The sequence below is a fragment of the Fructilactobacillus sp. X2R5C2 genome (genome assembly GCF_059901375.1).
The window spans coordinates 23,489-36,031 of the sequence record NZ_JBWXUX010000001.1 but is presented as its reverse complement, the minus strand read 5'-3'; the positions used below and the strand labels follow the sequence as shown (position 1 = coordinate 36,031).

The window sequence follows — 12,543 nt, the reverse complement described above, 5'->3', positions numbered from 1 at the left end:
AGAATGGTCAAAAAAGCACGAGTAATCTACAATCCAACGTCTGGACGTGAAATGTTAAAACCGCAGTTGGTTAATATTTTAAATGTTTTGGAAAATGGTGGATATGAAGCCAGTGCTTTTGCGACTACGCCAAAACCACATTCAGCTCGAGATGAAGCGACCCGTGCTTCAAAGGAAGGATTTGACCTCATCGTAGCGGCTGGTGGAGATGGCACCATTAACGAAGTAATTAATGGAATTGCTCCCCTTGACTATCGACCAGAATTAGGGATTATTCCAGCTGGAACCACCAATGATTTTGCACGGGCATTACACATTCCAAGAGATGATTATGTGGAAGCAGCTCGGGTGATCACTAATGGTAACGTTTCAAAAATGGATGTTGGCAAAGCCTACAATGATGAGATTACTAATTATTTCATTAACATTGCGGCTGGTGGCTTTATGACAGAACTCACTTATAACGTTCCGTCTGATTTAAAAACCATTTTTGGTTATTTAGCATACTTGGTAAAGGGAGCAGAAATGTTGCCTAACGTTAAACCAGTTCCAATGCATTTAAAGTACGATGGTGGAGAATATCGTGGAAAAGCATCAATGTTTTTTTTAGCTATGACTAATTCAGTGGGCGGTTTCGAACAAATTGTCCCCAATGCGGCCATGGATGATGGTAAATTTACCATGATCATTGTTAAAACTGGCAATTTGGTTGAGATGTTACAACTAATTGCGAAAGCTTTTAATGGTGGTCGACACATTGATGATCCAAGAATCATATACAAGAAGACCAATACGTTTGAAGCATTTCCTGAGGATGAAAGCCGTCTTCAGATTAACCTTGATGGAGAGTATGGTGGAGATGCACCGATGAAGTTTGTTGATTTAAAGCAACGGATTAGTATTTACTCTAATCTTAAGACGGACGACATTAGTGAGTCATCTAGTGTGGCTCCTCAGGTAAAAAATGCTGAAAAGAAGTTTGTCAAAAAGGTTGATGAACTTCCATCAGATAGTGAAAAATAAGTTTTGCCGGGATTCGGCAAAACTTTTTAGTAAGGAGAACAAATGAGGATTAAAAGGGAAGCCCCAGTACAGAAAAATGAGGAATTAGAAGTCGATGTGATCGATCTAACTTATCAAGGGATGGGAGTCGCTAAGGTTTCTGATTTTCCTATTTTTATTGAAGATGCTCTACCAGGGGAAAGAGTCCAAGTGAAGATTCTTAAAGTTAAGAAGAATTTTGCCTTTGGAAAATTGGAAAAGATCATTAAAGCTAGTCCAGATCGAGTTCAGGCAATTGATCGACGCTTTACACAGTCTGGGATTGCTCCATTACAGCATCTTGCTTATCCTAAACAGTTAGAGTTTAAACAACATCAGATTAAAGAGTTATTTAACAAGGCTCATCTGGACGTTCAAGTGGCACCAACGATTGGAATGGATAATCCATCGAAGTATCGTAATAAGGCTCAGATCCCGGTTCGAAAAATTAATGGTAAGTTGGAAACTGGTTTCTATCGCCGCCATAGTCATGATTTAATTCCAATTGAGGACTTTTACATTCAGGATCCGCATATCGATGAGGCCATTATTAAAGTTCGTGATATTTTAAGAGATTATCATGTCAGTGCGTACAATGAAGTTACTCATAAGGGCTGCATTCGAAATATCATGGTTCGCTATGGACGAGCTACTCATGAAATGATGGTCGTTTTAGTTACTAATGGTAAGAACCTTCCTCATAAAGAAGACATTATTAAAGCAATTCAAAGCAAACTACCAGACTTGGATAGCCTAATCCAGAACGTTAATGATTCCCACGGAAATCGTTTGATGGGGGATAAGAATGTTTTGTTGGCAGGAAAAGCTTACATTGAAGATGAATTATTAGATACCAAATTCTTGATTTCACCAATGTCATTTTATCAAGTTAATCCAATTCAAACCGAAAAGCTCTACTCATTAGCCATTGACAAAGCCCAGTTATCAAAAGATGACGTAGTTGTTGATGCTTACTGTGGGATTGGAACCATTTCCTTGGCCATGGCACCTAAGGTGAAGCATGTTTATGGGGTAGACGTTGTTTCTGAGGCAATCGAGGATGCTAGAAAGAATGCTAAATTGAATCAGATTGATAATGCTACCTTTGTGATTGCTAAGGCAGAAGATCAAATGAAGAAGTGGGCTGACGAGGGGATTAGACCAAACGTTGTAGTAGTTGATCCTCCACGCAAGGGAATTGACCCTACTTTTATCGAAAGCGTCTTAGAAATGAAGCCAGAGCGACTGGTTTATGTATCGTGTAATCCTGCTACTCTGGTAAGAGACTGTCAGGCATTGATCAATGGTGGTTATGAGATTAAACAACCCGTTCAACCAGTTGATCAGTTTCCACAGACACCTCACGTTGAAAGCGTGACCGTACTAGAACGAGGTAAATAAAAAATAATCTAGGAAAAATTTTTCCTAGATTATTTTTTTTACTTTTCAGTTGAAGTTTTTTTCATCATCTTGTGTCCATAATAGATGGGAATACCTATCAGAGTGGCAATAATTCCAATAATGGCTAAAGTGGTTTGGGTAAGAATCGTTGAGATTAAGATAAATACACCACCAACAAGAGCGATAATTGGGACCACTGGATACCAGGGAACTTTGTATGGACGAACTAATTCAGGTTCTCGTTTTCTGAGGATAAACAAAGCAACGAACAGGAGGCAATTAAAGATCCACATCACGAACACTAACATATCGGTTAGCATGTCGAAACTGCCCATGAAAATCATGACTACCGCCACAGCAAACATGAATAATCCTGAGACATATGGAGCTGCCGTGTGCTTAGACAATCGAGCAAAGTACTTACTAAATGGGAGTTGATCGTCTTTTGCCATTGCGTATGGGACTCGAATTCCCGTTAGAATGTAGCCGTTCATGGCACCATAAACAGAAATTAAAATTCCAATTGTAACTAATTTTCCACCAATTCCACCAAATAATTTCATAGCAACTTCATAAGCGGTGTTTTGGTTACCAGCAATTTGATTCAAAGGCATATTTTTCAAAAAGACCCAGTTAACTAAAACGTATATAATCATGATGAACGTTAGTCCCAAAATGATTGCTTTAGGTAGATCTTTTTGGGGATTTTTCATTTCTCCGGCGATACTTCCGATGTTGATCCAACCATCATAAGCAAACATGGTAGCTAATAGTCCACCACCAAACGCGGTTAGTAAGTTGCCAGATCCATTGCTTGGCATCGGCGGCCAGAATGAGACATCAACGTGGCCAGGTAGGAGTAAACCGGCAATTACAATGATGAAAATCGGAATCAATTTAACAATTAGAGTTAGCGATTGAACACTTCCCGCTATTTTAGAACCTAAGAGGTTAATTACCGTAATGCTCAAAGCACAAATGATTGCAATGGTAATTGATAAAGAAGCTGATAGGTGAAACAGATTAATGAGTTGGGTGGAAAAGACAATCGAGAGGGCAGCTAGGTTGGCTGGAAAATAGACTAGCATTTCGGCCCATCCTAGTAAGAAACCGGTTAGAGGCCCATAAGTGTACTTTAAGTATTGAATGGTTCCACCAGTTTTGGGAATGGCAGCGGCTAACTCTGAAACGGTTAGTCCACCACAAATGGTTAATAGTCCACCAATGATCCAAGCTAGAATTGTGAGAGTGACTGAATGAGTATTCGCTACTACACTAGCGGTTTTGAAGAAGACTCCTGCTCCAATTACGGTTCCCATGACGGTTGAGAGAGCTGCACCAATTCCAATGTTTTTCTTTAAGTTGCTTTGAGGCATATGCTTCACTCCTTTTTGCGTAATGATTAATTATATCATGCAGTTATATTGAAGTCAGTACATAAAGAGAAATAAAAAAGCATCCAAAAAGGATGCTTCAATAATTTTTAATTAGTCTTCGTCTTTAGGACCAGTTTTCCAATCATTTTCATGTTCACGCTGATAGTTAGCGATGTTCTTGTATTCTGGTTGAAGGTGACGACTTAATCGAATGTAAATTGGAATTAATTCACGGTAAGCTTTGTAATTCTTTGGATTTGGCTTGTGAGTGTTAGTAACACCAACAAATTGGCTAACATCATAAAGACTGTTAATCATGCCAAGACTGTACATTCCAAGGGTAGCGGCACCAAGGGCAGTCCCTTCAAAACTTTCGGGAATGTTAACATCTTGTTCAAAGATGTCAGCTAACATTTGACGCCATAACTCTGAACGAGCAAATCCACCAGTTGCTTGAATACTCTTTGGCTCACCAACCACTTCTTCAAGGGCCAACATAACCGTGTAGAGGTTGTAAACAATCCCTTCAAGAGCTGCTCTAATCATATGAGCACGGGTGTGTTTTCTGGTCAAGCCAAAGTAGGTTCCACGTGCATCAGCATCCCAAATTGGGGCTCTTTCACCACCTAAGAATGGTAAGAAGATTAATCCTTCTGATCCGGCTGGAATCTTAGAAGCAATTTCAGTCAAAAGATCGTAAGCGTCAATGTTCATTTGTTCAGCAGTAACTTTTTCTGGTAAGCACAACTGATCACGAACCCAACGGAAGACAATTCCACCGTTATTAACGGGTCCGCCAACTACCCACATGTTCTTAGCAAGGTAGTAACAAAAGACTCTTCCTTTAGGATCAATTCTTGGCTTATCAGTGACAACCCGAACGGCACCAGATGTACCAATGGTGACGGCAACAACTCCAGGTTTGATAGCATCAACACCTAAGTTAGCTAATGGACCATCGGAAGCTCCAATTACAAATGGAGTATCTTTATCGATTCCAATCATTTGAGCGTATTTTTCGTTGAGACCCTTAAGTTGGTAGGTGGTATCAACTAATTCTGGGAGTTGGTCACGTTTGATTCCTGCGACCTTTAAAGCTTCATCGTCCCAGTCCATATCAAAAATATTAAATAATCCAGTTGCGTTAGCAATTGAATAGTCTTCCTTTAAAACACCAAATAACTTGTAGTTGATGTATTCTTTAACACCAACAAAATAACGAGCTTTCTTGAATAATTCAGGCTTTTCATTTCTGAGCCAGATGGATTTAACGAGTGGACTCATTGGATGAGTGGGAACACCAGTCTTTTTATATAATTCCATCCCAATGCCATTCTTTTTTAATTCCTCTGAATAATCAACGGCACGATTATCGGCCCAGGTAATTGCACGAGTTAATGGTTTGTGATTTTCATCCAATAAAATTAAACTATGCATTGCACATGAGTACGAAATCCCTTTTAGTGTGTCCTTTTTAGGATCAACTTTTTTGAGGACATTCTGTAAACCTTGAATCATCGCAGAAAAAATTTCCTCGGGATCTTCTTCGGCCATATCTGCAGTATCTTGATACAAAGTATATCCGTCGTTTGAATAACCCTTAACTTTACCTTTCTCATCGTATAAAACGGTCTTGACACTTGTAGTTCCAATGTCGACACCAATTACGTTTTCCATTATAATCTTTCCCTTCCATGCTAGTTGATACACTTTGTGGCGGATTCTGTGCCAACTTTATCAAGTGATCGAGTAAAAAAATTATACTACCTATAACGCTTTCATTATATTGAAATCAACGTTTGAATTCAAGCGAATATCGGTAAATAGTGATAATATTAAACTGTAATTATACTAATCATAAGAATTGATCTGGGAGTACAAATGGCTGAGATTAATCGGGCTGACCTTCGAAAAAAAATAAGAAAAGAGAAGTTAACCAAATGGGGCTTAATTGGACTTGGAATCACTTTGGTGTTAGTTATCATTTTCTCCGTTGGGATGTACTTCATCAATAAGAATCATAACCGTGAGATGTTGTTAAGGAGATATCCCGTTCAAGGTGTCATGATTGATCAAGATGATGGTTACGTCGATTTTACTGCCCTGAAACAAAAGGACCAGAAGTTCGTATACATTCGCTCAACTCAGGGAGCTAGCTTTGCAGATGATAACTTTGATAATAACTACAATCGGAGTCAAGGATCGGGTTTAAAAATCGGTGTCTATCATACTTATGGATTTAAAAGTAGTATTAAAGACCAAGAAAATAACTTCGTAACCCAAGTTAAGGACAATACGGGGACTTTGCCTATCGTGATTCAAGTCCAGTATTATTATCCGTACAGTGAAAAGAACGTCAATTTCAAGCAACAAAAACAGCGAATTAATGAGTTAGTGCAATTTTTGTACCGGAGATACAGTCGACCTGTTATTATTAATACTAATGAGGGGATGTACCAGGAATTTAAGTCCATTCCCCATACAGCTTTTTGGTTAAATAGTGAGGACGATTCAAAGGATGCACATGTCCGGTTTGTTAACATGGATTCATCTGATCATTTAACGATTGATGGCCAAAGGGGCAGTTTTGATTCAGTGGCTTTTAATGGGAATCAAAAGCAATGGAATCAGTACCTTGGTCAGGTAAATATAATGAATAACGAAGAAATGCAATGGGAGAACTTTAATGATTAATTTAGGAGTAATTGGAACCAATTGGATCACCCAAAAATTTATTGATGCTGCGGCTAGCACGGGAAAATACAAGTTAAATGCCGTTTATTCAAGAAAATTAGATACAGCACGTCAGTTTGCTCAGCCGAATGACTGTGATAACTTATTTGATGATCTTCAAGTTTTTTTTGAATCAAATAAATTTGATACGGTTTATATTGCTTCACCGAATGCCATTCATTATCAACAGGTAATCGCGGCACTTAAACATGATAAAAATGTCATCGTAGAGAAGCCAGCCTTTATTGGACCTTATCAATTTCAATCTGCAATGGATACTTTAAAGAAGCATCCCAAGGCACGTTTGATGGAAGCTGCTCGCAATGTTCATATGCCAGCTTTTAAAGCTGTTCAAGATCAAATTGATGATATTGAAATTGACGGGGCAGAATTCACTTACAGTAAGTATTCATCACGGTATGATAAGGTTCTAAATGGTGAAATTCCAAATGTTTTCAACCTGAAATTTGGTGGTGGAGCACTCGAAGACTTGGGTGTGTATCCTGTTTATGACACGGTTGCATTGTTTGGTTTGCCACGCACCCAGATGTATTATCCTAAGTTTATTTCCACTGGAGCAGATGGTGGTGGAGTTGCGGTATTGAACTATGGCACTTTTAACGTCACCCTTAACTTTAGTAAAGTGACGACTTCCTATCAGCAATCAGAGATCTATTGTGGAAGACAAACCATCTTAATTGATAGTGCTGGTGATTTTACTGAGGCCAAATTGATGAACGAGGGAAGAGAAAGTCAAATTGCACCGACATATACCGATAATCCCATGATTCCTGAAGCAAATGACTTTGCTGAGATAATTAATCATCCAGGGAATCCAGTTTATGAGGACCAGTATGTCGATGGATTGAACGTCATGCAAAAAGTTAATGCTTTAATGGGTCGACTTGCTGATAGTGCTGGAATTGAATACTTAAAATAGGAGAGTAACGTGCTGGAACAATTTGTAAAACGTTTTGAAAAATTAGGATATCAAGAACAAACTCCGATTCAGAAGGCAGTTTACCAACCAATGATTGAGGGAGAAAATGACATCGTTGCTCTTTCTCCAACTGGATCTGGAAAGACCGTGGCTTTTACGATGCCCATTTTAGCCAATTCAATGCCTGGTAGTGGAACTCAGGTAATAGTAATTGAGCCCACCCAAGAATTAGCGATGCAAGTTGCAAACGTAATTCGGGACTGGGCGGTCGCTTTTAAAGTTAAAATATTGCCACTAATTGGTGGAGCAAACGTAAAACGGCAGCAAGAACAGCTGAAAAAGCATCCTGAGATTGTGGTTGGAACACCTGGACGGATTCTCAGTTTGATTAACGAACAAAAATTAAAGGTAAGTGAAGTTGACACCGTAGTTGTTGATGAAGCTGACGACTTGTTAAATGATACTTCACTGGACCAGGTCAAAAACATTGTTGCCTCAGTTCCAAGGGATGCTCAAGTAGCATACTTTTCCGCTACAGCTACCGATGTTTTGTATCATCTAAAGGAAAAAATGGGCAAGGATGCCGATATTATTGATGTCAGAGATGTTGATAAGACGAGGGGAAAAGTGACCCATGGACTATTTCAGATCTCACGTGCCAAGCGAAATGAAATGTTGAATCGTCTTTCTAAAATGCAGGGTTTTAAAGCATTGGTATTTTTTAACCAGACTGAAACCCTTAATCGGGCTTATAACTTTTTTAAGCATGAAGGTAATTCTAGGGTTCAAAAGTTAACCTCTGGTGAAAATAAACAGAGTCGAAAAAAGGCTTTAGATGATTTTCGATTAGGTCGAATTAAGCTCTTGTTAACGACTGATGTAGCGGCTCGTGGCCTTGATATTGCTAAATTGCCAGCGGTCATTAATTACGATTTGCCTAGCGAAAAGAACGTTTATATTCATCGAGTGGGACGAACCGGACGGATGGGTGAACCTGGCTTAGTAATTAATTTTGGGGATGACCATGATCTGCGGGATTTGAAACATGTTTTGGAAGATAGTGAGTATGATTTAAAACCCATTTATTATTTTAATGGGGAAATTGTTGATCACATTGATGATTCGCAGTTAGCCCATCAAAAAGAAATTAAGCAGCAGGCGGAAATCAAAAAGAAGCAGATTAGTGCAAAAAGCCAACTGAAGCCCCAAAAGAATAAGCATCGTAAACGAAAACAAAAAAATAAGGGAAAACCAAGTAATCATAAAAACCATCATTAGTTGCTTCTTTACTAAATATTTTATTAGTGAGAGAATAATAGATGGTTTTGGCCCCATAGCACAACTGGATAGGGCAACCGCCTCCTAAGCGGTCGATCTCAGTTCGAGTCTGAGTGGGGTCACTTATTTGACACTTCATCATAAGATGAAGTGTTTTTTGTTGGCATAATTCCCATTGTGACAATTAATTGATTGATTTTTGCATTCATACGCGATTATAATATGTGTGTTAAAGAAACTTACATTTAGGGGGAATTTACGTTGAATATTTTGATTGCTTTACTCCCAGCGCTAGGTTGGGGTTTTCTTCCTATTGCGACTGGCTTAATTGGTGGAAAGCCAATCAATCAATTGATGGGAACTACATATGGTGCATTAATTATTGCCATACTTGTGTTTATTTTTAAGCAACCGGTTATTACCATGCAAGACTTTTGGTGGTGTTTACTTTCTGGAATGGCTTGGGCTGTGGGTCAAATGACTCAGTACATGGCCTTTACTCAAATTGGGGTATCGAGAACCATGCCGATCTCAACTGGTTTGCAGTTGGTTGGTACTTCAGTTACCGGAGTAATCTTCTTTGGTGAATGGGCCGGATTGATTCCAAAGCTGGCTGGGTTTGGATCCATTATCCTAATTATTGTTGGTGTTTTACTTACAACCTTAAAAGATAATGGCAATAATGAACCGAAGACAGCGGAAGAAAATGCCGCTCAGCACACCCGTAACGGACTAATTCTTTTGGTAATTGGGATGTTTGGATACATTGGTTACTCGGACTTTCCAAGGGTTGCCAATACTAACGGTTGGTCAGCATTTTTACCCCAGACCATTGGGATGGTTATTATGGGTACCATCTTTGTTATTATTAGTGCATACAAAACAAAGGTTAATCCCTTTAAGCAAGCCGTTTCTTACAAAAACATCATTACTGGTTTCTTATTCGGATTTGGTGCTTTCTTCTACTTAATTTCAACTGAATTAAATGGTGTCGCAACTGGATTTACCATTTCACAGATGTGTGTGGTAATTTCAACCTTTGGTGGCATTGTGATTCTCCATGAACGTAAGACAAAGAAAGAATTGGTCTTTGTTACCCTTGGAATGATTTGTGTCATTCTTGGTGGTATCATTACTAGTTTTGCTTAAACTAAAGATCACAAATAAAAGAGACATTTTAAATGTCTCTTTTTATTTTGCTAATGATGGTATTCAATTAATTGATGAAATAGTACACTGAATGTATTGCAGTTTGTGATAAAAATCTTTATTAAATGGAGGAATCAGGTTTGAATATTTTAATTGCATTGCTGCCCGCAATTGCTTGGGGAGTTCTGCCAATTTCAACTGGCAAAATGGGTGGGAAACCCATTAACCAGTTAATGGGGACTACATATGGAGCCATTATAATCGCGGTGGTTGTTTATCTCATTAAGCAACCGACGATCACTTCAAAAGTGTTTTGGTTGTGTTTGCTGTCAGGAATGGCTTGGGCACTGGGACAATTCACTCAGTATACGGCCTTTGCAATGATGGGAGTATCACTAACCATGCCGGCCTCAACGGGCTTGCAACTGATTGGTAATTCTATAGTTGGTGTCATTGTCTTTGGTGAGTGGGCTGGATTAATCCCGAAGATAGCTGGGTTTGGTTCCATTCTTTTGATTATCATTGGGGTGTTATTAACCACTAAAAAAGATGGGACATCTGAACCTCAGACTCAAGCAGAGCAACAAAGGGCAAGTATCCGAAAGGGAATTTTGGTGTTAGTAATTGGAACTTTTGGTTATATGGGTTATTCATCATTTCCGAAGTTAGCTAACACCAACGGTTGGTCGGCTTTCTTACCCCAAACCATTGGGATGGTCATTATGGGGACCGTCTTTGTAGCCTTTACCTCATTCAGGACAAAAGTGAATCCTTTTAAACAAGCGGCAACTTACAAAAACATTGTAAGTGGGTTTTTATTTGGCTTTGGTGCCTTAACCTATTTGATTTCAACTGAATTAAATGGTGTCGCAACTGGATTTACTATTTCACAGATGTGTGTGGTAATCTCAACCTTTGGTGGCATTATCTTTCTTCATGAACGTAAGACGAAAAAAGAACTTGTTTACATTACCATCGGAATGATTTGTGTCATTATTGGTGGAGTGATTACTAGTTTTATTAAATAAAAGGGCTCGTGGAGCTCTTTTTTTATGTTCACTTTTAAAAGAAAGTATTGAAACCTGCTATGAAAACGTATACAATTAATTTATATCATTGTTTTAATTTAATAATTGGAAAGAGGAAAAGAAATGTCATACATGCCCTTCATAGTGTTGATTCTAGGAATCGCACTTCTCCTTTTCATGATCATCAAACTCAAGTTAAACACTTTTGTTTCTTTGATCATCACAGCTATTTTGGTTGCGCTTGGATTAGGAATGAACCCAGCATCAATTGCTGATGCCATTAAGACTGGTATCGGAAGTACGTTAGGTGAATTGGCCATTGTCTTCGGATTTGGTGCAATGATCGGTCGTTTGGTTTCTGACTCTGGTGGTTCTTATCGAATTGCTAAGACACTGATCGATAAGTTCGGTAAGAAGCGATTACAGATTGCCATCGTAATTGCTTCGTTCATTATCGGAATGTCATTGTTCTTCGAAGTTGGATTGGTGCTATTAACCCCAATCGTCTTCGCGGTTGCACTTGAAGCCGACGTACCGTTTGTTTACTTAGGAATTCCAATGGCTGCTGCTTTATCAGCAACTCAAGGATTCTTACCACCACAACCTGCTCCAACTGCTGTTGCAACAGCCTTAGGTGCTAACATTGGTGAGGTATTGCTCTTTGGTATCATTGTTGCCATTCCAGCTGTTTTAATTGCTGGTCCTTTATTTACGAAATTTGCCAAGAAGTTCGTTCCTAGTGCTTTCGTAGTTAAGAAGAGTTTGCCAGCATTTGGTGAAGTTAAGGAATACAAATTAGACGAAACTCCTAGTTTCGGTCTTTCTGTATTAACTTCATTGTTACCAGCTATTTTCATGGCTGTTAACACTATTTATCAGTTGATTTTCCATGGTGGAAAGGCCGTTGCCAAGCCATCTGGATTTGACGCTGTGATCTCGATGTTAGGTAACCCAATGATTGCCATGGTAATTGCTTTAGTATTTGCCATTTGGTCAATGGGCTTCCATCGTGGTAAGAAAATGAGTGATGTTTCTAAGAGTATTGAAGCTTCCGTTAAATCCATTGCAATGCTTCTATTAGTTATTGGTGGTGGTGGAGCCTTCAAACAAGTCTTAATTGATGGTGGTGTTGGTGATGCTGTTAAGAACATCATGATGCACTCCTCATTATCTCCAATCATCCTTGGTTGGTTAGTGGCTGTTATCCTTCGAGTTTCACTAGGATCCGCTACCGTTGCCGGAATGACTGCCGCTGGACTAGTTATGCCACTAATGGCTTCTTTGAACGTTAACCCAGTAATGATGGCATTAGCCATTGGTGCCGGTTCACTGGCCGCATCACACGTTAATGATGCTGGATTCTGGATGTTCAAAGAGTACTTTGATTTAACCATGAAACAAACTTTCTCAATATGGACGGTTCTAGAAACACTGATTTCGATTGTGGGACTGATAATGGTTCTAATTTTGAATGCCATTCTAGGGTTATTCTGACCATAATTAAATAACTAAAAAGCACTTCACTGAATGTGAGGTGCTTTTTTTGATATTTTGAGGCAAAAAAACTGAGATCGCAATAAACGGTCTCAGTTTTTTA

General features: G+C 38.9%; 10 protein-coding genes and 1 tRNA gene. 9 read left to right on the top strand and 2 right to left on the bottom strand.

Annotated elements, in window-relative coordinates:
• Nucleotides 1–3 precede the first annotated feature (3 nt).
• Together AC6UD2_RS00160 and rlmD are read left to right on the top strand one after the other, a co-directional pair.
• On the top strand, nucleotides 4–1,023 hold the full coding sequence (locus tag AC6UD2_RS00160) for a diacylglycerol kinase (protein ID WP_500697641.1): 1,020 nt from the start codon (nucleotides 4–6) through the stop codon (nucleotides 1,021–1,023).
• A 42-nt stretch (nucleotides 1,024–1,065) separates the two neighbouring features.
• A complete protein-coding gene (gene rlmD, locus AC6UD2_RS00155; RefSeq protein WP_500697640.1) occupies nucleotides 1,066–2,442 on the top strand; it encodes a 23S rRNA (uracil(1939)-C(5))-methyltransferase RlmD in 1,377 nt (458 codons plus the stop codon).
• A 38-nt stretch (nucleotides 2,443–2,480) separates the two neighbouring features.
• Here the strand turns inward: rlmD and AC6UD2_RS00150 are convergent, their stop codons facing one another.
• Together AC6UD2_RS00150 and gntK are read right to left on the bottom strand one after the other, a co-directional pair.
• Nucleotides 2,481–3,818 (bottom strand): APC family permease, encoded by a 1,338-nt coding sequence (locus tag AC6UD2_RS00150; protein WP_039144734.1) that lies wholly within the window; start codon nucleotides 3,816–3,818, stop codon nucleotides 2,481–2,483.
• A 111-nt stretch (nucleotides 3,819–3,929) separates the two neighbouring features.
• Complete coding sequence (gntK, locus tag AC6UD2_RS00145) at nucleotides 3,930–5,495, bottom strand: gluconokinase (RefSeq protein WP_039144732.1); 1,566 nt, start codon at nucleotides 5,493–5,495, stop codon at nucleotides 3,930–3,932.
• Nucleotides 5,496–5,699: 204 nt separating this feature from the next.
• Between gntK and AC6UD2_RS00140 the strand changes: the two genes are divergently transcribed.
• The 7 genes from AC6UD2_RS00140 to AC6UD2_RS00110 all read left to right on the top strand — a co-directional run bounded on the left by AC6UD2_RS00140 (nucleotide 5,700) and on the right by AC6UD2_RS00110 (nucleotide 12,440).
• Nucleotides 5,700–6,512, top strand: coding sequence for a GH25 family lysozyme (locus tag AC6UD2_RS00140; RefSeq protein WP_500697639.1), 813 nt, complete (start codon nucleotides 5,700–5,702; stop codon nucleotides 6,510–6,512).
• Nucleotides 6,505–7,491: a Gfo/Idh/MocA family protein gene (locus AC6UD2_RS00135; RefSeq protein WP_500697638.1), complete on the top strand. Its 987-nt coding sequence runs from the start codon at nucleotides 6,505–6,507 to the stop codon at nucleotides 7,489–7,491. Before AC6UD2_RS00140 ends, AC6UD2_RS00135 begins: the two co-directional genes overlap by 8 nt.
• Nucleotides 7,492–7,500: 9 nt before the next feature.
• Nucleotides 7,501–8,769 carry a DEAD/DEAH box helicase gene (locus AC6UD2_RS00130; protein WP_500697637.1) on the top strand — a complete coding sequence of 423 codons (1,269 nt, stop codon included), beginning with the start codon at nucleotides 7,501–7,503 and terminating at the stop codon, nucleotides 8,767–8,769.
• A 49-nt stretch (nucleotides 8,770–8,818) separates the two neighbouring features.
• A tRNA-Arg gene (locus AC6UD2_RS00125) sits at nucleotides 8,819–8,891 on the top strand.
• 139 nt (nucleotides 8,892–9,030) lie between these two features.
• A complete protein-coding gene (locus AC6UD2_RS00120) occupies nucleotides 9,031–9,918 on the top strand; it encodes a GRP family sugar transporter (protein WP_039144723.1) in 888 nt (295 codons plus the stop codon).
• A 140-nt stretch (nucleotides 9,919–10,058) separates the two neighbouring features.
• Nucleotides 10,059–10,946, top strand: a complete 888-nt coding sequence (locus AC6UD2_RS00115) for a GRP family sugar transporter (protein ID WP_500697636.1) — start codon at nucleotides 10,059–10,061, stop codon at nucleotides 10,944–10,946.
• 132 nt (nucleotides 10,947–11,078) lie between these two features.
• Nucleotides 11,079–12,440 carry a gluconate:H+ symporter gene (locus AC6UD2_RS00110; RefSeq protein WP_039144801.1) on the top strand — a complete coding sequence of 454 codons (1,362 nt, stop codon included), beginning with the start codon at nucleotides 11,079–11,081 and terminating at the stop codon, nucleotides 12,438–12,440.
• The last annotated feature ends 103 nt before the right edge of the window (nucleotides 12,441–12,543 follow it).